This window comes from Paenarthrobacter aurescens (assembly GCF_041549525.1).
Taxonomy (GTDB): domain Bacteria; phylum Actinomycetota; class Actinomycetes; order Actinomycetales; family Micrococcaceae; genus Arthrobacter; species Arthrobacter aurescens.
On sequence record NZ_CP157456.1, the window covers coordinates 1,048,593 to 1,073,386 of the forward strand.

Here is a 24,794-nt window from a genome sequence, read left to right on the forward strand (position 1 = left end):
CATCGGCGGGGCGGATCCTTCGGGGTCCGTCCCGCCACACCAATTTTCCCCGTGGCCTTCATGGCCTTGCACAAGCATCGGAATTAAATGTCGGTACTCGAATCCGCACAGGCGCTGGCTTTTGTGCTCCTGGTGGTTTTTTTGTCGTACATCCTGGTGATTCTGGTGCCCTTCCTGCGGCGTAAACCCGATCCCGAGGGCGATCCTGACGCTTTCTCCTGGCATGTGTTCATCCCATGCCGTGATGAGGAAGTGGTGATCGGCAATACTTTGGAACTGCTCCGCGCCCGGTTCCCACAGGCACACGTCTGGGTTGTCGATGACGACAGCGATGACTCCACTGCGGGCATTGTGGAAGCCGCCTCCGATCACGACGCCATGATCCATCTGGTGCGCCGCCGCCGTCCGCTGGCCCGCACCGGCAAGGGCGACGCCCTCAACGCCGCATACCGGACGTTGGACGCCTGGCTGCCCACCGGCGTCGACCGTTCTTCAGTGATCGTCCTGGTAGTCGACGCCGACGGTCACCTCGCGGACAATGCCTTCCGTCAAGCAGCCGGTCCCCACGCTTTCGGCGACGCTGAGGTGGGTGCTGCCCAGACCGCCGTCTGGATGTCCAACCTGGATGACCCGAACCTTACGGGCGGGACGGGCATGGCCCGCCTCAGGAAGTCGTTCGGGCGCTACCTGGTGCTCATGCAGGACATGGAGTTCCGCACCACCATCGCGGCCATGCAGTCGCTGCGACGCCACACCCTGACGGTGGGCCTGGGCGGCAACGGCCAGTTCACCCGATTGTCCGCACTGGACGCAATTGCCAAGACGTCCGGGCAGCCATGGCACGGCGCCCTGCTGGAGGACTACGAACTCGCCATCCACATCATGCTGGGCGGCTACAAAACCGTGTACATGCATGACACCCACGTAGCGCAGGAGGCACTTCCGGACCTCCGCCGCCTCCTGACGCAGCGGACCCGCTGGTGCCACGGCGGCATGCAGTGCAGCGTCTACCTGAAGAGAATCTTCGAATCGCCCTACTTCAGCAATGTGGGTGCGATCGAGTCCAGTTACTTCCTGGTCCAGCCGTTCATTCAAATTGTTGGCCTGATTCTTTGGCCCACACTGTTCATCACCATGGTGGCCCAAGGTGCACTCACCATGGGCAGCTTTGGGGCCTGGATCAGCGCCGCCTGGTTCATCATTCCCTTGATCTTTGCCACAGGCGTGCTGCCCTTCGCCTTGTGGGGACTGGTGTACAGGCGCCAGGTCACGCCGGAAAAGAACTTCATGCTGGGCGTGGTGTGGGGCCTTGGCTACTGGCTCTACATGTACCAGAACTACATCACCGTCCTGAGGGCCACTTACCGCCTCATCACCGGCCGGCAAGGGTGGGCCAAGACGCGCCGGAACCAGGAAACAGACGTCAAACTCCTAGCGAAGGAAGCCTAGTGGCCATGAGTGCCGAGATCAGCGACGTCCAGGTCCCCAAAGGACCGAGGGCCATACCGGTAAGGAAAGCACGCGGCGGTGGGCTCATCGGGCTGGTCTTCCTCGCGGCAGCCGCTGCTGCAATGATGCAGCAGGAGCAGATCCGGGCAGCGGAAGCCTGGCTGATGGCAGCTGTGTTCGACGGCATCCTCGGTGGCGCGTCCTACAGTGTGGACGACATCATTTTTCACAACGTAGGCGGAGGTCAGCCCTTCGCCCTTCAGGTCACCGGGCTGTGCTCCAGCGCAGTGCTCCTGGCCCCCATCGCGGGCTTGGCAGGAGTCTTGTTCCTGATGGGGCGCATCCCGGTATCCCGGCTGATGCCTGCCGCCATCATCGCGCTGGTCATAGTGAGCGTCAGCAACGCCACCCGTTACTTCATGATCGCCGCGGCCCAGCAGAGCTGGGGCCAACAGGGCTTTGACCTCATGCACCACTTCCTCGGGTCCTTCGTGGTGATCTTCGGCTTTGTGGCCGCGATCATCGTCCTGGTGCGTGCCGCCGTCGTCCGCAAGGGCCGTTCCGGCTCCCGTCCCAAGGGCCGGCGTGCGTCCTGATCTGCCGCTTCCGCTTGTTCCTGGTGCCCGTGCCCGCGCCCGTGCCCGCGCCCGTGCCCGTGCCCGCGCCGGTGCCCGTGCCGGTGCCGCAGCTGCAGTGCTGGCGATCCTGCTTGGCCTGACCGGGTGTGGCATTGCCGGGCCAACTGCATCGGACGCCGCGAAAGTCTCCGCGGAAAGCCCTGTGGAAGTGGACAGCTGCCACGTCATCACAACGCCGGAGGAATTTGCGGCACCCAGCGACGGCCGGCCAGCGGTGGACTGCGCGGAGCCGCACACTACCCAAACGTTCCTCGTCACCACCTTCCCGCAGCCGTTGGCGGAGCAGAAAGAGCGGCCCCTGCAGGAGCAGCTTCGCAATGCCACCAGCCGTCTGTGCCCCGCTCATGAACTGCGCAAATACCTTGCCGGCGCTCCCCGGGACGCCACAACCGGGATGGTGATCGCCGGCTACTACCCCAGCCGGGCCGAATGGGCCGCTGGAAGCCGTACGGTCCGTTGCGACGTCCTCCTGACCGAGAAGAACGGGGCCCCGCAGGAAACCACCCTTAACCTCAAGGACGCGCTGGCAGGTCCGGACTCGGCACGGATCCGCCTCTGCTATTCGCAGGACATCAAGGACGGGATCCTCAGTGCCGAGGGCGCCGATACCCTCTGCTCCGAACCCCACACCGCAGAAGACGTCAGCGCTTGGATTGGCCAGGACGCCTCCCTGGTCAGCCTCGCCGCGCAGCAAGAGCGTTGCCTGCCGTTCGTGCTGGAGTTCCTCAAGGCCGAAGTCCTGCCGGAAGACAAAGAAGTCCGGCCAGTTCTCAGGGTAGACGGCGGCGCAAGGGCCATCCGCTGCGCCGTAGCACCCAAACAAGACGTTCCGGCCCCGTGGACCGGCACCTTGGCACCGGCACGTGCCGCCAGCGATGGAGCAGCAATTGGTTGAGACCAAGCCCGAAACACCGGCACCGGCGGAAGAATTCGAGCCCACGCCTGTAAGAACCGGCAAAAGTCCCAGCCCGGGTCCGCTGCGCAGAGCGGGCAGGTTCATTGCCCGGATATTCGGTCCCGGTGACCTCAGGACCGGTGGCCTCCTTCTGCCTGCCCTCATCACCGGTGTCCTCTCAGCCCTTGCCATGATTGTTCGGCTGTTCGTCCCCGGCCCCGCAGGCATGGCTGACCAAGGCGACGGACACGCGCTGCTCTGTTCGCTGGGAGTCAGCAACGTCCGCCCCTGGGATTACGGCGAGTTCACCCGCTTCATCTACCCCAACTGGGTGCCGCATGAATTCGCGGGTGAAGCATGCGGTGCTGCGGGCTCCGGTGAAGCTCTCTACTCGTCCCAGCTCGCCTTCCTGTGGCTGGGAAAGCTGATCACCCCGATCCTGGGTTGGGGACCCGGCCTGGACACCCGCGCCGTGGGCGTTGTGTGCTGCCTCGCCTTCGGTGCGCTGATGGCTGCACTGGTTGCCGTCCTCCCCGGCCGGGCCAGCTTCCGGATCCTGATTGCCGCATTGGTCACCGTGGTGATGGCGGACGGCGTCTTCGCCGGCTTCTTCGTCTCGCCCTACCCCGAAGCCGCCGCTTTCCTGGGAACCCTGGGCCTGATGGTGGCACTCCTGCACTACTGGAATGGCCGCGGGAACCGATGGCTTGCTGTTGCCTGGGTGGTGGTTGCCGGAATCTTCACCATTGCTGCCAAGCCCGAGATGGTGTCCTGGCTGCCCCTCGTGGCCCTGGCCCTCCTCTGGTTGCCGGAAGGCCCGTCACGGCGCTCCGGACGCCGCCTGCCGCAGAAGAACTGGTGGCGGAAGCGGATCCTGCCGCTTACTGCGGTGGTGGCCATCGCCGTCATGTCGGTAGGGATCCTTTCGCTGCAGCCCAAACGTACAACCGAGATCAACCTGTACAACGCTGTTTTTGCCGAGTTGCTGCCCCATAGTCCTGTTCCGGAGGAGGACCTCGCATGGCTGGGACTGGACCCTGGCTTCCTCGCTTCAAGCGGCACCACAGTGGCATCACCTAAGTCGGCGGCCTTGAACCCGAAGTTCCACGAGTTCCAGGAAAGGATTGGCCCGGCCAAACTGGCTGGCTTCTACGCCTCGCATCCTGAGCGCCTGATTGGCATGGGAGAGCGCGGCATCACAGCATTGTTGACTCCCGAACTGGGCTACGTTGGCTCCTTCATGGAAGGCCAGGGCCAGGAACCGTTCGCCAAGGACCGCAGGTTCCCGGTGGTGCTGGGGTTGTACACCGCAATGAAGGCCGTGCCCGTAGCGCTGGTTGCCCTGCAACTCCTGACCCTCATGCTGGGGCTGGCCGTTGCCTTCCGTAAGAAGGCCGGAGTAGGGCGCCTGGCTGTGGTGGTGGTCCTGGCAGGATGGCTGCAGTTCTGGGTGGTCATGATGGTGTCCGGACAACCCGAAATCTACCGGCAACTGATCGTCCCGGGGTTCCTCGGGGCTTTGTGTGTGCCCCTGCTGGTGGCGTTGATCAGTATTCTTGCGTCAAATCCGGCGCTGCCCAAGGTCCGCGATCATGCGTCCGGGTAGTCACGCGTCTGAGTGAACATGCGGGTGAGGGAGCCGGCAGCTACGTGATCCAGCCGTCCGTGCTGAGCTGCCGGCGCAGGCTGATCACATTACCCAGCTTGATTCCCGCTGCTCCGTACCGCTGGCGGATCCTGTGCAGGTGGGCTTTGACAGTCTGTTCGCTGATTCCCATGGCATCGGCCACACCGCGCACGGACATGGCCTGGCTTCCAAGGTAGAGCTCCGCAAGCCGTTGTTCGCGGAGGGACAACTTGATGCGGACCGGGGCGGTGTCCACCATAATCGCTGCGGCATCGGGGTGAAGGTATTCGCGTCCGGCCGCGGCTGCCCGTACCGCCGCCTCGGTGTGCCGTGGGCCGGCCGATTTCGGCACGTAACCCAGCGCGCCGGCCGCCCGGGCTGCTCCGGCTTCCCACCCGTCCAGGTGGGTGGCGAGCACTACTACGCGCAGTCCCTCGTTCACCAACTGGCCAACTGCCGGGATCAACTGCGTGTGAAAATCCAGGGTGCCCAGGATTGCCACAGTGATTCCTTGCTCTGCCCACGATGTCCCGGTTCCTGCTGACGCGGCCTCTTCCGGGTGCCGGTCATCCGGGTGCACGGCTTGCGGGTACCGGTGGTTGCCGGGGACTGCATTGAGTCCGGCAGCCACCACCAGGTCCGGGGCGCTGCACCGGAACCACGCAGCCAGGGTGTCAATCATCAGCTGGTGGTGATCCACAACAAGTAAACGCGTCACCATGGCCTGGGCGCCTTCACATGGACCATAATGCTGGCTCCTCCTGGATCAGTGTGTACACGGGGTGATCCGAGTAATTCGAGCTCGTTCCACAACGCGGGCGTGCAGCGCTGGGGGTTCAGGTTGGTCACCCGCCAGGTGATGAGCAGCATCTCGTCCACATGGGGTTCAACATAGACGTGGAGCCGCGTAGCCGCTTCCGTGGAAGGAGCTTCGGGGGTGGTGACGGGCGTGGCGGACAACAGCATGGTGCTGGCCAGGACAGCGGAACGGGATGCCTGCGGAAGGTGTTCCACCAGGTCCGGCTGCGCCACTACAACCACCTTGGAGTCCAGTCCGGCCAAGGCCAGGGACTCGGTGAGCCAGTTGGTGGACTGGGAGCCCATCAGCTGTGCCCTGAGCTGAGTGGCCAGTTCCTGCGCTTGCTCGGACAGCTCGGGCTGCAAGGGAAGGCTGTGGGTCTTTGAGACCCTGGCGAAGAGTTCCTGGATGTGCTGATGTGTTTCCGCCAGTTCCCCGGAGAGGGCCGATGCCCGGGAATCAGCGTGTGGCGCGAGCGTTTGCAAGGACTCGATGGTTTGCCGGGCTGATTGTGCTTCCACCAAGGTGCGGAGAATGAAGACGGTCAGTCCGCCCAGGAGCCCGGGGCACAGTGTGATGAAGAAAATGAGCAGACCGTCCCCGGAGCCGAAGCGGGGAGTGGTGGCGTAGTAGATGCCGCTGAGGACGGAGTTGGCGGCAATCAGAACCAGGAAGCCCAACAGGTCCCAGCGCATGGCCACCAGAAACACCAAGGACGTTGCCAGCAGGACGTTTAAGGCCAAGGCAGGGAAACCGGCCGTGGTGGTTACCGCCTGTGCGGTCATCACGCCCGAGGCAACCGAGGATGCGAGCCACACCAGCCGCAGGCAGGGGAGGTGGCCCCGCGGGGTTGTGGGATGCGAGGCGATGACGGCCACCACAAAGCCAAGGAGGTCAGCACCCAGGGCCCAGAACTTTAGCTGCCCGGCCTCACCTTCATGAGAAGACAGCGCAGCGGCAACCACCGAAACTACCCACAAGGTGAGGCTGGAGATCACGAGGATGCTGCGGGAAATGAAGAGCGGCCCGGCCGAAGCAGCCGGCTGCAGAGGAGGTCGGCTCATGGGGTCCCTGCATCAGGAACAGCGGCTTCCAGGACCACGGTGGTTCCGCGGCCGGGCGTGGACATCACCTTTGCCCTGCCACCCACCTCTGCCATGCGGTCCACTACGGACCGCCGGACGCCGAGGCGCTCCAGCGGAATCGACTCGGGATCGAACCCGCAGCCGGCATCGCTGATCAGGACGGACACCATGGAACCGGTACGGGAAACCAAAACGTCAACGGTGTCAGTTCCCGCGTGCCGTGCGGCATTGACCATGCATTCCTCGGCGGCATCGGCAAAGGCCGCCTGCGTCGCCTCCGGAAGAGTTCCGGCGTCGCCAAAAACACTGATGGATACCCCGCGGCGGCTATGGCGGACAGCCCGTGCCGCCAGCAGGTCCGAAAGCTCCGCTGCGGTGGCACGCTCGACGACGACCACCCCGCCGTGGGTGCGTCCGGGACCGCCCGCCTCTGCAGCCAAAGCGGAACCAGGCAGGGAAAGCCTGGAACCCGGCGCGCCGCCGTCGAAAGGCCTGAAGGCGAGCAGTTCCTGCAACGCATCAGGGTCCGCTCCTGTTCCGCCGCGGGCCACAACAGCCAGCGAGCGCAGGACGGTATCGTGCAGGAGCCGGGCGTCTGCCTGCTTTGCACTGATGGTGCTCCCGGCCACTGCGTGGGCAGCATTGGATACAGCTTTGACCTCTTGGTCGGTCCACAATGCATCCAGCGCTTTGGGCAGCGTGTGCCTGATGGCCAGGGTGATCAACCAGAAGCCCGCGACGATCAGGAGTGTGATGGGGCCAAGGTTATGGACCAGTGAGGAAGTAAGAGTGTGTCCAAGGACCAGGACAGCCAGCAACGCCGTGAAAGTGACGGACTTCCAGGTGCGGCGCAGGGACAACGCCACCACGGAACTGGCTCCCAGGGCCAGGCTGTGGGCCAGGAGCAGGGAATCGGACTCCTGACGGTAGGTGACACCGGCCATTAGCTCGGAGAACGTGATCAGGCCTGCCACCAGGACCAGCCGAAGAGGCCAAATATCTGTCCACACCATGGCAGCAAGGCAGAGAACCAGGAAAATGACCAACAACGAAGCTGCTGCCTGGTGCCATAGCGGACCGCCCATGATCGGCCTGACATACAGCCATGAACACGCGACGTAAACAAAGCCCGCCAAGGCTCCGCCTCGAACCACCAGATCTGAACGATCCAGGTTCAGTAAGCGGGCTCTCAGCCCGCCAATTACTGCCCCCACAAAATGTCTCCCCCGAAACCTGCCACCGAATATGATGACCACTTAGGCAGAATCATATGTTGGGGAGGCCGGAAATGCTGCGATACCCGGTGTCCCGGCCCACCGTTGAAGTAGACATTGTGGAAGACCATGCCGTGCTGCGTGAGGGACTTGCCGAATGGCTCCAGGCCAACGCCCCGGAAATCAGCGTGGTGGGACGGTACGGGTCCTGGGCTGAGGCGGCAGGAAACCTTGGTGCGTTGTCCGACGTCGTTATTCTTGACGTCCTGCTGGGCGACCAGATTCCCTTACGCGCCAAGATCCAGGCAATCCTGTCCTCCGGACCACAGGTGGTGGTCTGCAGTTCCGTTGTGGATCCAGCGGTCATCCGGCAAGCGATCACTGCAGGTGCCCTGGCCTATATCCCCAAGACTGCGGCAGCGGCTGTGGTGGAAGCCGCCGTCCGGAAGGCAGCACAGGGGCTGGCTTATATTACGGCGGAAGTCGCTTCAGCCATGGAAGCCGCAGAGTCCGGTCCGCAACTATCGGCCAGGGAACACCAGGTGGTGTCGGTATACCTGGGTGGTGTTGCCGGCACCATGGGGGAGACCGCGCATGTGCTGGGAATTTCGGTGGATGGTGTGAAAAAGCACTTGGCGTCCGTCCGGCGGAAGTTCCAGGACGGCCAGGAGCCGTTGACGAGGTTGGCGCTGCGGGAACGGCTCGTCTCCGGTGGCTGGCTGGTGGAAGACCAGAGCCGGCAAACCCCGGAAAGCTGACCCGAACACGGTTCGCCTTAGAGTGTCAGAGCCACCGCCTAGACTGGTAGGCACCATGGATATGTTGTTTGACCCCTACGCTGACGGACCCTTCAAAGCAGGCACCAAAGCCGCACTCAAGGCTGCCCCCGAGCTTTCCGCTTCCGGTGGAGGCGCCTCCGGGCCCCGCCTTCAGGAGGGAACGGGCGGGCCGGGAAACACCCACCAGGAACCTGCCCCGGGTGGATGGGGCAACCAGGGTTCCCACGGCTTGCCCACAGCTGATGCTCTTCTTGAGGGACTGAATCCACAGCAGGAAGAGGCGGTGAAGCACGCCGGAAGCCCACTGCTGATCGTCGCAGGCGCAGGCTCCGGCAAAACCCGCGTACTGAGCAACCGGATTGCCTACCTGATCGCCACCAAACGCGCGCATCACGGGGAAATCCTGGCCATCACGTTCACCAACAAAGCCGCGGCAGAAATGCGGGAACGCATCGAAGCGTTGGTAGGCCCCCGGGCCAAGGGAATGTGGATCTCCACCTTCCACTCATCCTGCGTGCGAATCCTCCGCCGGGAAGCGGCCAACGTGGGCTTGAACTCCAACTTCTCCATCTACGACTCCGCCGACTCCTTGCGCCTGATCACTTTGGTGTCCAAGAACCTGGACCTCGATCCCAAGAAGTTCGCGCCCAAGGCCATCCAGCACAAGATTTCCGCGCTCAAGAACGAGCTCATTGATGCCGACTCCTACCTCTCCTCGGCAAACCACAATGACCCCTTTGAGCAGGCCGTAGCCGAGGTGTTCAAGGGCTACACGCAGCGTCTGCGGCAAGCCAACGCCATGGACTTTGATGACCTGATTGCCGAGACCGTGTATATGTTCCGGGCTTTCCCGGCGCTTGCCGAATCCTACCGGCGCCGGTTCCGGCACGTGTTGGTTGATGAGTACCAGGACACCAACCACGCGCAGTACGCACTGGTCCGGGAAATCGTGGGCCTGGGGACAGGCACGGACGTAGCCCCGAGCGAGCTGACGGTAGTGGGCGATTCCGATCAGTCCATCTACGCTTTCCGCGGCGCGGACATCCGCAACATTGTGGAGTTCGAGGCAGACTACCCCAACGCGCGCACCATCAAATTGGAGCAGAACTACCGCTCCACGCAGAACATCCTCAGCGCCGCAAACTCGGTGATTTCGCGTAACCCGAACCGCCAGGAAAAGCGCCTGTGGACCGCGGAGGGCGATGGCGAGAAGATCGTGGGCTACGTGGGGGAGAACGAGCACGACGAAGCCCAGTTCATCGCCAAGGAAATCGACCGCCTGCAGGACGAGGAAGGCCAGCGCCCGGGCGACGTCGCCATCTTCTACCGCACCAACGCCCAGTCGCGGTCCATTGAAGATGTCCTGGTCCGGGTGGGACTGCCGTACAAGGTGGTGGGTGGTACGCGCTTCTATGAGCGCAAGGAAATCAAGGATGCCCTGGCGTACCTTCGTGTCCTGGTAAACCCTGATGACGACGTCAACCTCCGCCGGGTACTGAACGAACCCAAACGGGGGATCGGGGACCGCGCCGAGGGTGCTGTTGCTGCTTTGGCCGAGCGGGAACGCACATCCTTCATGGCCGCCGCCCGCCGTGCAGATCAGGCACCCGGCATGGCCACACGCTCGGTCAACGCCGTGCTGGGCTTTGTGAAGCTGCTTGATGACCTGGCCGAGGTAGCCTCCGGTTCCGGAGCCGCCGCTGCCTTGGAAGCAGTCCTTGAACAGACCGGCTACCTGGCCGGCCTGCGGGCCAGCAACGATCCCCAGGACGAATCCCGGGTGGAGAACCTCGCCGAACTGGTGGCCGTGGTCCGGGAGTACGAGCGCGACAACCCGGACGGTTCCCTGGGTGAATTCCTGGAACAGGTTTCCCTGGTTGCCGACGCCGACCAAATCCCGGATGCTCCGGGTGCGGACATTGATGCTGCCGTGGCTGAGGCCAAGAGGATGGGCGTAGTCACGCTCATGACCCTGCACACTGCCAAGGGCTTGGAGTTCCCCGTAGTCTTCCTCACCGGCATGGAGCACGGGATCTTCCCGCACCAGCGCTCGGCAACGGATCCCAAGGAACTCGCCGAGGAACGGCGCCTGGCCTATGTGGGTCTCACCCGGGCACGCAAGCGCCTCTACGTCACGCGCTCGGAAGTGCGCAGCATGTGGGGCCAGAGCCAGTACAACCCGGCCAGCCAATTCCTGGAAGAAATTCCCTCCGAACTGGTGGAGTGGAAGCGCGAAGGAATGAGCCGTCAGGCCGCTGGTGGCTGGGGGAGCGCCCCCATCGGGTCCAACCGCTACGGCGGTTCCTTCTGGGGTGCGGGCACCTCCCGCGGTGCTGCCGCCAGCCCCACCGCAGGGTTCGACGCCGACGTCCCGGCCGCCGTCGTACGCAACAGGGTCCAGCCGCAAAAGGAAGTTATTTCCGTTGCTGCGGGGGACAAAGTCAACCACACGAGCTTCGGCAACGGAGTGGTGCTGGGCGTCGAGGGCTCGGGGGACAAGACCGTGGCGAAGGTGAAGTTCGACGTCGGAGAGAAGCGCCTGCTGTTGCGGTATGCGCCATTGACCAAGTTGGACGCGTGAAACCGGGCGGCATAATGAGGGGCATGCGACGGACTGTTTGGGCGATCCTGGCCGCCATGACCATGGTGCTGATGGCGGGATGCTCCTTTGCCACCAAAGATCCCGACTATGTGCCGCCGGCGCCTTTGCCGCCGCTTGAACAGCTCCAGCAGGTGCCCCTCACCGAGCAGACCACCCTGTCCGCCGGCGAGGATGTTACTGCCTTTGTGACCGCTGATAAGAACATTGTGTGTGCCATGACCTCCTCGCGGGGCGGGCACCTCAACCTGCCATATGAGGCCAACTCCTACTCGGATGCCGCCAACAACAAGTTCGCCGTTGTTCCGGTGGTGCACTGTGAGCTGGCCAAGTATGCCGCCCCGGATCCCGCTGACATCTCTGATGACTGTGCAGGGATCGGGCTGGGATACCTTGGCGGGACAATCCTCCTGACTCCGGAGAAGGCGAGCTACGGCTCGTGTCGTTCCGGCGTAACACAAATGGAATCGGAGTTCGGGCCCAAGGGCAGCCGGGAGGGTCCCATCTCCAAGCTCCGTGAGTTGCCGGAGGGGCAGAACATTGAGCGCAACGGTCTGCGGTGTTCGGCCTATAACGGCGGTGTGGCTTGCGGGAATATCTCCGGTGGCGTGGCTTTCTTCGTCAGCCGCGAGGGCTACCAGTTGATTTCCGACGCCGGCAAAACAGTCACCGGGACCCTGAAACAAGGGTCCTGATCGCGCCCGGAAGACGGCGGAACAGTCCAAAATCCCCGTCATTCTGCGGTTTTTCTACAGCCGATAGAAGTGTAAGGTTACTCACTTAACAGGTAGTGTGTAGCTGGCGGGACTCCTCAAAGGGCTAAAGTTCCGAGAGGACCTTACGCAATGTGACCGGCTTCAATCCTGGTTGTTACCGCGTACTTTCCGCAGCTGGCTATCGCGGTCATCGCGGTTCCCGGCTGAACAGAAAACTACTTCGACGTAGAAGGACACTAAACCGTGGACCTGTTTGAATATCAGGCGCGCGATATGTTCGAGGCGCACGGTGTACCCGTGCTCGCCGGCATCGTGGCGCACACTCCTGAAGAAGCAAAGGCAGCTGCCGAGAAGATCGGCGGCGTAACTGTCGTCAAGGCACAGGTTAAGGTTGGTGGCCGCGGCAAGGCTGGCGGCGTCAAGGTTGCCAAGACTGCCGAAGAGGCACTTGAGCACTCCACCAACATCCTGGGCATGGACATCAAGGGCCACACCGTCAACAAGGTGATGATCGCCCAGGGTGCTGACATCGCCGAGGAATTCTACTTCTCGGTCCTTCTGGACCGCGCAAACCGCAACTACCTGGCCATGTGCTCGGTTGAGGGCGGCATGGAAATCGAACAGCTTGCCGTGGAGCGTCCCGAGGCCCTGGCCAAGATCGCAATCGACCCCGCCGTGGGAATCGACCAGGCAAAGGCTGACGAGATCGTCGCAGCTGCAGGTTTCGCTGAAGAACTGCGCGGCAAAGTGGCCGACGTCATTCTGAAGCTCTGGGACGTCTTCAAGAAGGAAGACGCCACCCTGGTTGAGGTCAACCCGTTGGTCCGCACCGGCGCCGGAGAGATCGTTGCCCTCGACGGCAAGGTTTCCCTGGATGAGAACGCTGACTTCCGTCACGTGCACCACGCACACCTGGAAGACAAGGACGCCGCTGACCCGCTCGAGGCCAAGGCCAAGGCGCAGGACCTCAACTACGTCAAGCTGGACGGCGAAGTTGGCATCATCGGCAACGGCGCCGGTCTTGTGATGTCCACTTTGGATGTTGTTGCCTACGCCGGCGAGAACCACGGAAACGTGAAGCCCGCCAACTTCCTGGACATCGGCGGTGGAGCTTCCGCCGAGGTCATGGCCAACGGTCTGGACGTCATCCTGGGCGACTCCCAGGTCAAGAGCGTGTTCGTGAACGTCTTCGGTGGCATCACCGCTTGTGACGCGGTTGCCAAGGGCATCGTCGGCGCACTGGCTGAGCTGGGTTCCTCCGCGAACAAGCCGCTGGTAGTTCGCCTCGACGGAAACAACGTTGAGGAAGGCCGCCGCATCCTGACCGAGGCCAACCACCCGCTGGTTACCCTGGCCGCCACCATGGACGAGGGCGCCGACAAGGCCGCCGAGCTCGCCAACGCAGCTAAGTAAAGGGACGCGACAATGTCTATCTACCTCAACAAGGACTCCAAAGTCATCGTTCAGGGCATCACCGGCGGCGAGGGCACCAAGCACACCGCACTGATGCTCAAGGCCGGCACCAACATTGTTGGTGGCGTCAACGCCCGCAAGGCCGGCACCACGGTCCTGCACGGGGACAAGGAAATCAACGTCTTTGGCACCGTCAAGGAAGCCATTGCCGAAACCGGCGCCGACGTCTCCATCGTCTTCGTACCCCCGGCATTCACCAAGGACGCCGTGGTTGAAGCAATCGAAGCCGGCATCGGCCTCGTTGTAGTCATCACCGAAGGCGTTCCGGTTCAGGACTCCGCCGAATTCTGGGCACTGGCCCAGTCCAAGGTGGACGCTGACGGCAAGCAGGTCACCCGCATCATCGGACCGAACTGCCCCGGCATCATCACCCCCGGCGAGGCCCTGGTTGGCATCACCCCGGCGAACATCACGGGCAAGGGCCCCATCGGCCTCGTGTCCAAGTCCGGTACGTTGACCTACCAGATGATGTACGAACTGCGTGACCTCGGCTTCTCCACCGCGATCGGCATTGGTGGCGACCCCGTCATCGGCACCACGCACATCGACGCCCTGGCTGCGTTCGAAGCTGACCCGGAGACCAAGGCAATCGTCATGATCGGTGAAATCGGTGGGGACGCTGAAGAGCGCGCTGCAGACTTCATCAAGGCCAACGTCACCAAACCCGTGGTGGGCTACGTTGCCGGCTTCACGGCTCCTGAGGGCAAGACCATGGGCCACGCAGGCGCCATCGTGTCCGGTTCTGCAGGCACCGCACAGGCCAAGAAGGAAGCTCTCGAAGCTGCCGGCGTGAAGGTCGGCAAGACGCCGTCCGAGACCGCCAAGCTGCTGCGCGAAGTCTACGCAACGCTCTAGTCAGGACAACTGACTCACGACGACGGCCCTGTCCCTTCCCAATGGAAGGTCCCTTCCCAATGGAAGGTCCCTTCCCAACGGGAGGTCCCTTCCTAACGGAAGGTACAGGGCCGTCGTCGTTCTTTAAGCAGCTGACGCGAGCCGAAGAGTCTGGGGGAAAACTCCGACCCGCGCCAGGTCTGGGGGGCTGGCTAGGCGATGATCTTCATGGCCTGCCACCCGGTGCCGAGGCTGATGGGCGGCACAGTGCTGAATGCTCCGCTTCCCGTCCCCGGGTACAGCCACAGGGTGTCTCCGATCCGGCCTATGACGTCGTTGCTGGAATCACCATTGAGGTCGCGGGGCCCGGCTATTGATGTTCGGTTGTCCCAACCCGTGGAGATCTGCTTCCACTGGAGCCATCCGCGGGTTCCGTTTCCGGGGTAGAGCCAGAGGGCGCCTGTATCAGAGCGCCGCGCCAGCACATCTCCGGTCCCATCTCCATTAAAGTCCCCTGTGCTCAGAATTGCATTCATAACATTCCAGCCGGATCCAATGGTGGTGGGAGTTCGCTGGCCACCGGTTCCGTTGCCTTCGTAGAGCCGCAACTCCCCGGAGCTCAGCCGGCCAATGAAGTCCGGAATGCCGTCGCCGCTGAAGTCACCCGGGGAGAACAGCTGGCTCATGGTGCTCCAGCCGGTGCTGACCTGGACCCGTGCTCCGAAACTTCCGGCACCGTTGCCCGGGTAGAACCACAGGACATCCCCGGCCCGGGCCAGCAGGTCCGGTTTGCCGTCCCTGTTGAAGTCACCGGGGGTGATGGTCTCATTGATGGTTGACCATGCCGGGGCGGCCAGCGCCACCTGCCGTGGAAGGAGGCCGCCTGCACCGTCGCCGGGGTACAAGTACAGGTTCCCGGCGGTATCGGAGGCCAGGACGTCGGCTTTTCCGTCGCCATTGAAGTCATGGGCCGACGGCGGTCCGGCTGCGGGAACGGTGTACGTCTGGGTGCCCACGGCCGAGGCGTTACCGGCGGTGTCCACCCCGATGTACTTCAGGTTCAGGGTTGTGGTGCCCATGGAAATCGGGGCCGAATACTTGATGTTGGTGGCCGATTCCGTTGCCGTGGGCGTGCTGCCATCGGTGGTGTAGTAGATGGCCGCACCCGGTTCATTGGCGGAGAGGGTAATGGTGGCCCCGCTGGCCAATGCCCGGCTGGTGGGATTGGCTGTGACCACCGGAGCCGTGGTGTCCGGGGGCACCGTGTACGTCTGAGTGGCGACGTCGGAGACGTTTCCGGCAGGATCGGTGGCTGAGTACTTCAGCGTCATGGGGCCCGGGCCTTCAAAAATGATCGGCGCGGAGTAGACCACACCAGCGGTCAGGGGATCGGAGCCATCCTTGGTGTACTTGATCACCGAGTTCGCCTCATTGACCGTGAGGGTGATGGCCGTGCCGGGAGCGTAGGCGCCACCGGCCGGGTTGGCAGTCACCACTGGCTTGGTGACGTCGGGGCCGGTGGTGTAGCTCTGCGTCACCACGGCGGACGGGTTGTTGGCAGTATCTACGGCAAAGTACTTCAACGTCAGCGGACCGTTCACGGTCAGGGGAGTGGCGTATTTGCTGCTGGCCGTAGTCGGTGTGGAACCGTCCACGGTGTAGTAGATGGTGGCAGGCTCGTTCACGGTCAGCGTTATCTTTTGACCGGCGTCGTACGTTCCGCCCGCCGGGGTGGCTGTGACCACGGGGGCAACAACATCGGCGGTGATGTGGGCCTCGAACTCTGCCAGACCCACGTTGGTGGTTGTACCGCTGACGGAGCCGATGTTGAAGCGCACCGAAGTTACGGTCCTGGCGGGAAAATTCACCGTCAGGCCGGAGCCGTTGTTGGGCAGGGCACCCACCGGGACGGTGCTGCCATCTGAGAACACAAGGTTGCCGCCGGTTACCTGATCACCGGGCAACGGCCGGTCAAAGAGTGTCACGGCATTGATGGTCCGGGCCGGGGTGAAGTTGTACTGGATCCAGCTGCCGGCTTTACCGCCGTTGCTGACCCATTCCCGGTTGGCGTCCATGGGAGTACCCCAGGCAAATCCGTCCCGTGCCTTCTCCGGACTTTGTGCCGAGGCCTTTTGAGAGGAAGCTGAGACGGTGGTTCCCGCCGATTTTGCTGCGTTGCCGGTCCATTCGATCGCAGTGATGTACTGCCGTTTGAGCCAGTCGCTGTACGGCGTGTCAGGGCAGATATCGCCGCACAGGTACTGATCGAATTCAGCGAAGCGCCGGAACACATTCACTTTGCTGGTCAGCTCCGCCCCCGTAACGTTCTGGGCGTATTCGTCAATCACGTAGGCGTCATAAGCGGAGGAAGTGTGAGGGCCTGTGTAGGCACGGGTAGCCAGTTGACCGAACTTGGCTGCCGCCCAATGGTCACTGTGGTCATAGGGTGTGGTGAAATTGCCGGTCCAGTCCTGGGTACGGAACGTGGTGGGTTTGAAGTTGGCCACCAGCCGGTTCAGTACACTCTGCAGCTGGGCTTTTGTGTACGTGGCAGATCCATCAACGGGGCGGATAGTGGAGATGCGGCCGTCCCACAGTTTCAGGATGCTCTGGCCGTTGTAGCGTGACGTGCCGTTTCCGTTGGGAAAGCCGTCCGGGAGCCGCAGGAACACCACCGAAACATTCGGAGCGGCATTAAGCGTATGAACGGTCAGCGCGCGCTCAGGAACACCGGCGTCCGAAGCCGTCCAGGCATTGGCCACCCCGGCCATCAAGGCATAGCTGGAACGGATGCCATCCTCCAGCCCGCCCCAATAGGACTGCCCTTCACCGGCTTCACCTGCTGTGACGTAAATGGTCTGGACGCAGCGTTTGGCCTGAATGTCCCGCATGAAATCCGGACTGACGAAGATCAGATCGTCATCGGTGTGCGCGACGATCATCTGTGCACCGCCGGTACCCGGACAAGGCGGTACTGCCGCGGATGCGGGCATGGCCAGTCCGAACACCAAGGAGGAAAGGGCAACAGAAAGGCCCAGCAGGAATCCCAGGATTCGCCGGGCAAATGTACGGGTGTTGATCAGTGGTAGTCGAGTATGACGACGGGCGTATTTTGGACGGTCCACAACCATGCTCCTTGAGCAGATGTTGGGCCCCCCAGCCGGCAAACTTACGACGCCCCCAGGACGCCATTTCGAATTGAGTTATTCACTGCCCCTGCCCCGACGGATGACCGGCGTGAAAGCGATGCAGTGAGCGCAACTGTACTCCGGCAGGCAGGCCGTGGGTAGGGTCCGGGCGAATTTTCGTGGCAGCATTACGCTGAAACCATGAACCGCTCCGGAGCTCTGAACCCGAGTCCTCGAACACTCGATGTTGAAAGCGTGGCCCACTTCAGCCATTTGGTCAGCACAGGGACGGGGTCCATGCACGGCTGGCACGCACAGTCGCTGGACCTCCGGGGCCACTCGCGGGAGCTCAAGGCTTTGGATCCCGAAGGCGCGATTTTCCTGGGATGCACCTTCGATGACGGCGTGGAAGAAAGCCTCCGACGGCGCGGTGCCCTGATTTTCCCCCAGCTCCATAACGTGCCGTTCAACCCCTACCGAAGCGGCCTCTACACAGCCCATGAACTGTACGGGGACATCCCCACCGCTGAGTACGAGTCCACCCTGGACGCCCGCGTTTACCAGTGGAGCATCCTGCCGGGGCGGCGAGGCAGCCTGGACGCCACCCTCGCCGCAGCCCTGCACGATCACGCAATTGGTGATGCCTTGGACGAATTGCTGGAGCACGGCGCGCTCTCCGGCACCAAAGTGGTGGGTGTGATGGGCGGGCACGCCGCACAGCGGGGCAGCAAAGAATTCGCCGACGCCGCGCACCTGGGACGGCTGCTTGCACAGGACGGCTTCACTGTAGCCACCGGTGGAGGTCCCGGCGCCATGGAAGCGGCCAACCTCGGTGCCTACTTAAGCGGACTGCCCGACGCCGACTCCACCGCCGCGCTTGAGGCGCTCGCCGTTGTACCGGGGTTCAGGCCCTCGGTGACGGATTGGGCGCGGCAAGCAGCCGCCGTCGTCGGGCGTTACCCTGACGGTACCCCGACGCTTGGCATTCCCACCTGGTTCTACGGCCACGAGCCGCCCAACCTGTTCGCCACCCACATTGCCAAGTACTTCGCCAACGCAGTCCGTGAGGCCATCCTTCTGGAGCTCTGCAACGGCGGGATTGTGTTCCTTCCCGGTGCGGCAGGAACAGTGCAGGAGATCTTCCAGGACGCCTGCGAGAACTACTACGGCGCCCCGGAGACCATCACACCCATGGTGCTGGTTGGACGCGAACATTGGGAACGAACCTTTCCCGCCTGGCCCATGCTGCAAAGCCTCGCGGCCGGGAAGCCGATGGCGGAGAAGATCTTCCTGGTGGACACGGTGGAGGAAGCCCTGGCGGTGGTTGCCGGCTAAGGGTGGTTCCCCGGTAGGCTCAGAAGTCCTTGCTGCAAGGTCCCCTGCCCAGCTGGGCCAAGCCCGTCAGATCACCGGCAGCGTAGCCGCGCACCCAGGAAGCCTGATCGAACATGAGCTGCCGCGGATCGTCCACGTGGTCCAGGCCCAACAAGTGTCCGAGCTCGTGCATGATCACCGCTGTGCCGATCTCTTCTCCGTTGGGAGCGTTCACGATCTCAGCAAACTGTGGGGCATCCAAGGACACCGTGCCCGTGACGTAGGCCTTGTAACCGTTGCTCAGGCCGATGGAGGAGCTTCCACCAAGGCCCACTGTCTGCCCGGTCAGGCGCGGGACCTGCTCCGGCGTACTCCAGGCAATCAGGACAGGTGCCCAGCGGTCCCCGTACCTTTCGGGCTGGTACCCGGACCGGTTGGGGGAGGGAACTTCGGAACTGGGGCCGTCGTAGATAAACCTCAGCCCCGTGGCTGCACCTGCCTTTTCAACGGCCTCTTCCACCAAGGGCTGCCAGGAAGCCGGTGCCAGGTCCGGGTTCACCACGTAATGGATGGGCCTGCACGGCGAGTAAGCCAACGGGGTTCCATCTTCCTTGACGGCCAGGAATTTGTAGGAGGAACTGGTGCGGTTCAAGGGTGCCGGCGTGCCAAGCGGGGCATCTGCTTCCTCAAGGCCCGGCAAGGGTTCCTGGCGCTGGCCGAACGGAACCAGCCCGGGCCGGGGAGCCTGGCTTTGCGCGGCTGATGGGCCATAGATGAGCTGGCGCAGTTCACCACTGAAGTAAGCCCCGGCGCACACCAGCGCAAGGACCCCAAAGAGGAAGAAGATGGCCACCACGCTGCTGTGCTTGATGGGCGGCCTGACCTGGGGAGGATCCGGCGGGCGCGTGGAATATGGGAGGTACTTCGGACGAGGGGGATCGGGGTCCGGCCACTTGGGCGACCCATAAGGTTCCATGGAACCCCCTGACGTGATGGCCGCGACGGAAGGTGGGGCGCCGCCGTCGGCCGTATTGGCCAGCATAAGTCCCCATCCGCCCGGAGTCCATGGCAGAACTGCCCGCTGCGAAAGCTCTCAGATGTCCTTGCGGCAGGGGGCCGAAGCAAGAAGATGCAAGCCGTTCAGGTCGCCCGCGGCGAGTCCGTCAGGGGCTCCGATTTCCGGGTACATCAGTTGGATGGGATCATCCACGTGATCCAAACCCATCACGTGTCCCAGTTCGTGTTGCATGACCGCCAGAACATAGTCCGCTCCGCCCGGGCTGGCGAGCAGCTCCGTTACCTGGGGGGTGTCCAGTTCCAGGCTCCCGCTGATGTAGCTTTTGGGACCCTTGTTCAGGGAGTACATGGTGCTGCCGCCGGTGCCGATCACGTTGCCGGCCAGCGCCGGTGCAGCCTCCGGTGTGGTCCAGGAGATGAGCAGGGGAGCCCACCTGTCCCCGTACTTGGCGGGCTGATACGGCTCACGCCGGTCCACGGGCAACTCATCAGTAGTGCCGTCGTTGATGAACTGGATGCCGGACGCCGCTGAAATGTTCGCCAGTGCGGTGCTCAGCAGGGCATCTGAACCAACGGGAGCGGAGGCATTGTTGACTACGTAATGAAGTGGCCGGCAGGGCGAATAACCTACTGGAGTGCCGTCGTCGTTGGTGGCCAAAAACTTGTAGGAATCGTTGGTGGTGCCTGGGGCGGAAGGGGAGGCCAGCGGAGCGTCCGCCTCCTCAAGCCCCGGCGGTGGAGCGTCAAGGGCCCTGGGCTGTTGGGTATCGATGGGCCCTTGCAGCGGAGCGCCTGGAACACTCACGCCCGGGAACAGTGCGGTGATGCGCGGATCGCCTTGAAGGTAGCCGCTCACCAGAACAGCAACGACGCCGGCAATTCCGGCCATGAGCACTCCGCGGAGAACCCGCACCACTGTTCCACTGCGCCGGTGTTTTGGCGCGCGCGTTGCTTCCCGCTCCGGGTCCACGGTTCTCCATTCATGATGCCCTGGTCACGCGGGGCAGCGCGGAGGACGAACCAACATTACGGTCTGCGGCCCGAGCCGTCCAAACTTAGATGATGGTTGCCCCGAACAACAGGCCCAGCCCGTACGTGGCTGCCGCCGCTCCCAGGCCAATAGCCAGCTGCCGCAGGCCGCGGCTCAACGGAGACGTTCCGGACAACAAACCCACCACGGCGCCTGTGGCCAGAAGGGCGATGCCCACCAGGACCCCGGCAACCATCAAGGCCGCAATGCCCGTCATGCCAAAAATGAAGGGAAGGATAGGCACTATTGCACCTGAGGCGAAGAAGCAGAAGCTGGACATGGCAGCGCCCCATGCGGAACCAACGGATTCGTGCTCATCGGCCGGTGGTTTTTCCGGTTGCAGGGACAGGCTCGGATCGCAGTCGCAGCTGAACAAGCCCATGCGCTCGGCGGCGCGGTGCTCCGCCGCCTCACGGGTCATGCCCCTGGCAAGGTAGACCAGGACAAGCTCGTTGTGTTCGATGTCCAGGGACGGTGCCGCAGTGAGAGTTGCCTGCGTGGGCAAGGTGGCATTGAGCAGTTCACGCTGGGAGCGGACCGAGACGTACTCGCCCGCGCCCATGGACAACGCACCGGCTAGAAGACCGGCCACGCCACTCATCAGGACCACCGGGCTGGGAACGCCGGTTGCCGCCATGCCCATCACCAGGGAAAGGTTGCTCACCAAGCCGTCGTTGGCGCCGAAAACAGCAGCGCGGAAGGTCCCGGAAAGCCTGTTGCGTCCGCGGGTGGCAAGGCCACGGACCACTTCTTCATGGATTTGTTCATCGGCCACCATGGCAGGAGTTGCTGCAGGTTCGGTGCCGTAAGGGGAACGGCCCTCGGCGCGCTGAGCCAACGCGAGCACAAAAACCGAGCCGAAGTTGCGGGCAAGGAAACCCAGGAACTGGCTACGGGTGGATGCTGCCTTGGGCATTCCGGCATGCTCGCCAAGGAGCTTGAGCCAATGGGCCTCATGCCGGCCTTCAGCTTCGGCCAGGGCCAGAAGGATCTGGCGCTCCTCGCCGTCACGCCGCTGGGCCAACTCACGGTAGACGGCAGCCTCGGCGCGCTCATCGGCCAGGTACTGGCGCCAGCGGCGGATGTCCGCGTTCGACGGTGCAGCTGCTGGGGTGCCGGCGTTCCCGGCTGCTGCCGAATCGGGGGTGGGGTCCGGAGCGGGGCTCGACGAACTGGTGGATTCCTGGTGCATCTGCACTTTATCTCCTGTGCTGGGTGGGGTAGTAGCGGCCCCATTGCATGCCCCACACTACCGCTTATTCCCGCGGATTTTTGGCCGGTATTCCTTAGTGGGAATGTTCGGCGCACCGTAATTTCCGGGGCTCCTTGACCCTCGGTTGAGCCGGTGCTCAGATGGAGGGACAGGGGAATGGGGGCCTCCCACCCTTGGATTCCTGCATTCGGGTCAACGGGCTGAACTGCCTGGGAGAACAGGCCCACGAGACGGAGGTTGCATCATGAACACCACCGAATCACACGGCAACTACCCGGAACGGACAACCATCGAGTCCGACCCGGCCTACGACTACGCCGAGGACCAGGAAGTGGACGAACCCTGGGTTGAGGAAGTAGACGCACCTGAGGACGACGAACGCGTAGTCCCCATTGACGAGACCGAAGAGTTCCGCGAAGAAGACGAGGAAATCTAGCGCTGCTGTGCGTGGTTCAGGGCGAAGTTCCTTTCCACGCCTGCGCGTTTGCCTGCGCCGGCAACCGCCACCGTGAGGGTCTTCGTGGCTACACACCAGCGCGTCGGCCGGACGGCCTGGGCCAGCGCCTGAGCTATCAGCTGCGGTTCGGAATATCTGAAGTGCTCCGTTCCTGCCTTGGTAGTAATTGTCACCGTGCCCAGGAAGAGGTCGACGGCGGGAATCACCATCACCGTCCCGGCGGCGGTTAGAGCTGGGGTGCTTACTGCTGCTGGGGTGCTTGCGGGGTGGGTGGTATCGCCTTGGTACGGCAAGGGATTGCTCCTTGGGGGAGTGCTCTTGCCCGCTCGGTTGTCTCTGGTCCGGGACGGGCCGCTTCCTCATCCGAACCACCCGTGAACATGGGGTTGGCGTGTGGCAAGTCGGAGCTTGGCGCCACATCTCTTGAAGCTGGGACCACCCTACCCCACACCCCTGCGTTGTGGGGCCTGGTTTGCGTGGTTTGTGGTTGTTTTGGGGCGCAGAGCGGGCCCCGCAACGTGGAGCCCCTGGTGTTGTGGGGCCTGGTTTGCGTGGTTTGTGGTTGTTTTGGGGCGCAGAGCGGGCCCCGCAACGTGGAGCCCCTGGTGTTGTGGGGCCTGGTGTGCGTGGTTTGTGGTTGTTTTGGGGCGCAGAGCGGGCCCCGCAACGCCACTCGAGTTCTGCGTCTCAGTACGCCAACGCAAAGCGGCGCCGCCCCGTAAAGGGGAGGCGCCGCCGTCGAGCGTTGCTTGTTTCTTTGCCCTTGCTTACGGGGCGGGCGTGGTGAGTTCTTCCTCTGCCACGCGGGTTCCGGCCACACGGTCCGTCCAAGCCTTCATGACGGCCGGATCGGTGGGCTTACTGGCCAGCGAAACCACTACGTACACCAGTGCCGAGGCGATCAGGCCGAAGTAGATGGGCTCGTTGGCATAGATGCCGTCCAGCGGAACTTCCGCATTGATCTCGAGGATGATCATGGTTCCCAGGGTTACCACTGAACCGGCAGCCATGGACCATGCTGCGGCAATGCCTGTTCCGCGCTTCCACACCAGGCCGCCGATGATGGCCACCAGCAGGCCACCCACCAGGATGTCGTAGGCGATTGTCAACGCTGCCACCACGTCCTTGGTGGAAATGGCGATGATGATCGCTACGATTCCCAGCCCGAGGACCCAGTAACGGTTGGCCTTGACGTCGTGCTCAGGGTTGTCGGAGTCGGAAGTGTCCACCGTCTTGCCGAACCAGCTGGCAACGAACGGCATGACGTCTGCGCGGGCCACGGTGGCCGCAGCAATGAGTGCACCGGAGGCGGTGGACATCATGGCGGCCACAGCAGCGGCGAGCACCAGGCCGCCAATGCCGATGGGCAGGAGGCGGGTGGCCACCTCGGCGTAAACGTCATCCTTGGCAGCGATTTCGACGCCGGCAAGGGCAACGTTGGCCGCCATGCCGATCAGGGCGCCAGCGAAACCGTAGAGGATGCAGTAGACGCCAGCGGTGGCGCCACCCCAGCGCGCCACGGTGGGGGTCTTGGCGGTGAAGACGCGCTGCCAGATGTCCTGGCCGATCAGGAGGCCCAGGGTGTAAACGACGAAGTAGGTGATGATGGTCTGGAGGCCGATGCCACCGATGTCAAAGAAGCTCTCATCGACGCGTGCACGGATGCCGTCGAGGCCCCCGGCAGCGTTCAGGGCGAACGGGAGCATGAGGAAGAAGATGCCCACGGTCTTGATGACGAACTGGACCTGGTCTGCAAGGGTGATGGACCACATTCCGCCGATGGTGGAGTAGACCAGGACGATCGCGCCGCCGATTGCGATGGCGAGCCAACGCTCCCAGCCGAAGAGGACCACAAAGATGGTGGCGTACGCGCCGGTAGAGGTAGCGCACAGCATCAACGTGTACGCCAGCATGACAATGCCCGAGGTCTGCGTTGCCGTGCTGCCGTAGCGGAGGGTCAGCATCTGGGAGACCGTGTAGATCTTGAGCTTCTGGATGGTGCCGGCGAACAGGAGGCTGAGCAGCAGCACGCCCGAACCGATTGCCACAACAAGCCACATGCCAGAGATGCCGAATTTGTAGCCCAGGCCGACGCCGCCCACGGTGGATGCGCCGCCCAGGACCACTGCAGCCATGGTGCCTGTGTAAAGGAAGGGTCCCAAGCGGCGGCCGGCCACCAGGAAGTCGCTGTTGTTCTTGGTGCGGGACTTGCCCCACCAGCCGAATGCCAGCATGGCGAGCAGGTACACCACCACGATTGCGATGTTTATAGCCGAAGATTCCATGAACGGTCCTTGGAGCTGATGCACAGAGGTTGGGGTTCTCGACGATACTCCTGCGAAGTGGAGAAGTCTCTGTGCTGGTGATTGGAGATTGGGGATGTTGTGTGCCTCACAGACAACACTTGTTGCCTATGAGGATATGTTGTGATGGGAGTAACAGTCAAGATCCTTTAGTCATGCTTCCGCGTATTCTGGCGCTCTTGGCCTGTGGCCCGGCTACTATTGCTCCAATGACAGGGCCACAT

Annotated in this window: 20 protein-coding genes and 1 riboswitch; of the genes, 11 read left to right on the forward strand and 9 right to left on the reverse strand. The window is 63.1% G+C overall.

Going from position 1 to position 24,794, the window contains the following annotated elements:
* Window positions 1-87 precede the first annotated feature (87 nt).
* The 4 genes from ABI796_RS05030 to ABI796_RS05045 are packed head-to-tail and all read left to right on the forward strand — an operon-like array spanning window position 88 to window position 4,588.
* Entirely contained in the window at window positions 88-1,449 is a 1,362-nt protein-coding gene (locus tag ABI796_RS05030) for a glycosyltransferase family 2 protein (protein ID WP_141286650.1), read from the forward strand.
* A 5-nt stretch (window positions 1,450-1,454) separates the two neighbouring features.
* On the forward strand, window positions 1,455-2,045 hold the full coding sequence (gene xrtS, locus ABI796_RS05035) for an exosortase S (RefSeq protein WP_141286648.1): 591 nt from the start codon (window positions 1,455-1,457) through the stop codon (window positions 2,043-2,045).
* Window positions 2,035-2,982: a septum formation family protein gene (locus tag ABI796_RS05040; RefSeq protein ID WP_170224989.1), complete on the forward strand. Its 948-nt coding sequence runs from the start codon at window positions 2,035-2,037 to the stop codon at window positions 2,980-2,982. The genes xrtS and ABI796_RS05040 overlap by 11 nt, the downstream gene beginning before the upstream one ends.
* Window positions 2,975-4,588 carry a hypothetical protein gene (locus ABI796_RS05045; RefSeq protein WP_141286644.1) on the forward strand — a complete coding sequence of 538 codons (1,614 nt, stop codon included), beginning with the start codon at window positions 2,975-2,977 and terminating at the stop codon, window positions 4,586-4,588. Before ABI796_RS05040 ends, ABI796_RS05045 begins: the two co-directional genes overlap by 8 nt.
* 40 nt (window positions 4,589-4,628) lie before the next feature.
* Here ABI796_RS05045 and ABI796_RS05050 read toward each other — a convergent pair whose 3' ends face one another.
* The 3 genes from ABI796_RS05050 to ABI796_RS05060 are packed head-to-tail and all read right to left on the reverse strand — an operon-like array spanning window position 4,629 to window position 7,707.
* A complete protein-coding gene (locus tag ABI796_RS05050) occupies window positions 4,629-5,330 on the reverse strand; it encodes a LuxR C-terminal-related transcriptional regulator (RefSeq protein ID WP_141286642.1) in 702 nt (233 codons plus the stop codon).
* Window positions 5,324-6,472, reverse strand: coding sequence for a hypothetical protein (locus tag ABI796_RS05055; protein WP_141286641.1), 1,149 nt, complete (start codon window positions 6,470-6,472; stop codon window positions 5,324-5,326). The genes ABI796_RS05050 and ABI796_RS05055 overlap by 7 nt, the downstream gene beginning before the upstream one ends.
* Entirely contained in the window at window positions 6,469-7,707 is a 1,239-nt protein-coding gene (locus ABI796_RS05060; protein ID WP_303409120.1) for a sensor histidine kinase, read from the reverse strand. The genes ABI796_RS05055 and ABI796_RS05060 overlap by 4 nt, the downstream gene beginning before the upstream one ends.
* Window positions 7,708-7,781: 74 nt before the next feature.
* Here ABI796_RS05060 and ABI796_RS05065 point away from each other — a divergent pair, with 74 nt between their 5' ends.
* The 5 genes from ABI796_RS05065 (at window position 7,782) to sucD (ending at window position 14,129) form a co-directional block, all read left to right on the forward strand.
* Window positions 7,782-8,465 carry a response regulator gene (locus ABI796_RS05065; RefSeq protein WP_170224970.1) on the forward strand — a complete coding sequence of 228 codons (684 nt, stop codon included), beginning with the start codon at window positions 7,782-7,784 and terminating at the stop codon, window positions 8,463-8,465.
* Window positions 8,466-8,520: 55 nt separating this feature from the next.
* Window positions 8,521-11,067 carry a DNA helicase PcrA gene (gene pcrA / locus ABI796_RS05070; protein ID WP_141285327.1) on the forward strand — a complete coding sequence of 849 codons (2,547 nt, stop codon included), beginning with the start codon at window positions 8,521-8,523 and terminating at the stop codon, window positions 11,065-11,067.
* Window positions 11,068-11,081: 14 nt separating this feature from the next.
* On the forward strand, window positions 11,082-11,780 hold the full coding sequence (locus tag ABI796_RS05075; RefSeq protein ID WP_141285329.1) for a hypothetical protein: 699 nt from the start codon (window positions 11,082-11,084) through the stop codon (window positions 11,778-11,780).
* A gap of 264 nt (window positions 11,781-12,044) precedes the next feature.
* A complete protein-coding gene (gene sucC / locus ABI796_RS05080; RefSeq protein ID WP_011773779.1) occupies window positions 12,045-13,214 on the forward strand; it encodes an ADP-forming succinate--CoA ligase subunit beta in 1,170 nt (389 codons plus the stop codon).
* A gap of 12 nt (window positions 13,215-13,226) precedes the next feature.
* Entirely contained in the window at window positions 13,227-14,129 is a 903-nt protein-coding gene (gene sucD / locus ABI796_RS05085; RefSeq protein WP_141285331.1) for a succinate--CoA ligase subunit alpha, read from the forward strand.
* Between the two features lie 191 nt (window positions 14,130-14,320).
* Here the strand turns inward: sucD and ABI796_RS05090 are convergent, their stop codons facing one another.
* On the reverse strand, window positions 14,321-17,239 hold the full coding sequence (locus ABI796_RS05090; protein ID WP_141285333.1) for a chitobiase/beta-hexosaminidase C-terminal domain-containing protein: 2,919 nt from the start codon (window positions 17,237-17,239) through the stop codon (window positions 14,321-14,323).
* 198 nt (window positions 17,240-17,437) lie between these two features.
* Between ABI796_RS05090 and ABI796_RS05095 the strand changes: the two genes are divergently transcribed.
* Window positions 17,438-18,571, forward strand: a complete 1,134-nt coding sequence (locus tag ABI796_RS05095; protein ID WP_170224971.1) for an LOG family protein — start codon at window positions 17,438-17,440, stop codon at window positions 18,569-18,571.
* A gap of 19 nt (window positions 18,572-18,590) precedes the next feature.
* Here ABI796_RS05095 and ABI796_RS05100 read toward each other — a convergent pair whose 3' ends face one another.
* From ABI796_RS05100 to ABI796_RS05110, 3 genes are all read right to left on the reverse strand, one after another.
* Complete coding sequence (locus ABI796_RS05100; protein WP_141285335.1) at window positions 18,591-19,592, reverse strand: matrixin family metalloprotease; 1,002 nt, start codon at window positions 19,590-19,592, stop codon at window positions 18,591-18,593.
* A 51-nt stretch (window positions 19,593-19,643) separates the two neighbouring features.
* Complete coding sequence (locus tag ABI796_RS05105) at window positions 19,644-20,480, reverse strand: matrixin family metalloprotease (RefSeq protein ID WP_141285455.1); 837 nt, start codon at window positions 20,478-20,480, stop codon at window positions 19,644-19,646.
* A 142-nt stretch (window positions 20,481-20,622) separates the two neighbouring features.
* On the reverse strand, window positions 20,623-21,789 hold the full coding sequence (locus ABI796_RS05110) for a VIT1/CCC1 transporter family protein (RefSeq protein ID WP_141285457.1): 1,167 nt from the start codon (window positions 21,787-21,789) through the stop codon (window positions 20,623-20,625).
* Window positions 21,790-22,054: 265 nt separating this feature from the next.
* Between ABI796_RS05110 and ABI796_RS05115 the strand changes: the two genes are divergently transcribed.
* The gene (locus tag ABI796_RS05115) at window positions 22,055-22,246 is read left to right on the forward strand and encodes a hypothetical protein (RefSeq protein ID WP_141285337.1); all 192 of its coding nucleotides are present in this window, start codon (window positions 22,055-22,057) and stop codon (window positions 22,244-22,246) included.
* Here the strand turns inward: ABI796_RS05115 and ABI796_RS05120 are convergent.
* Window positions 22,243-22,560 (reverse strand): hypothetical protein, encoded by a 318-nt coding sequence (locus tag ABI796_RS05120; RefSeq protein ID WP_141285339.1) that lies wholly within the window; start codon window positions 22,558-22,560, stop codon window positions 22,243-22,245. The genes ABI796_RS05115 and ABI796_RS05120 overlap by 4 nt on opposite strands.
* 16 nt (window positions 22,561-22,576) lie before the next feature.
* Window positions 22,577-22,696: riboswitch (SAM riboswitch) on the reverse strand.
* A gap of 338 nt (window positions 22,697-23,034) precedes the next feature.
* The gene (locus ABI796_RS05125) at window positions 23,035-24,552 is read right to left on the reverse strand and encodes a sodium:solute symporter (protein ID WP_174754591.1); all 1,518 of its coding nucleotides are present in this window, start codon (window positions 24,550-24,552) and stop codon (window positions 23,035-23,037) included.
* Window positions 24,553-24,794 lie beyond the last annotated feature (242 nt).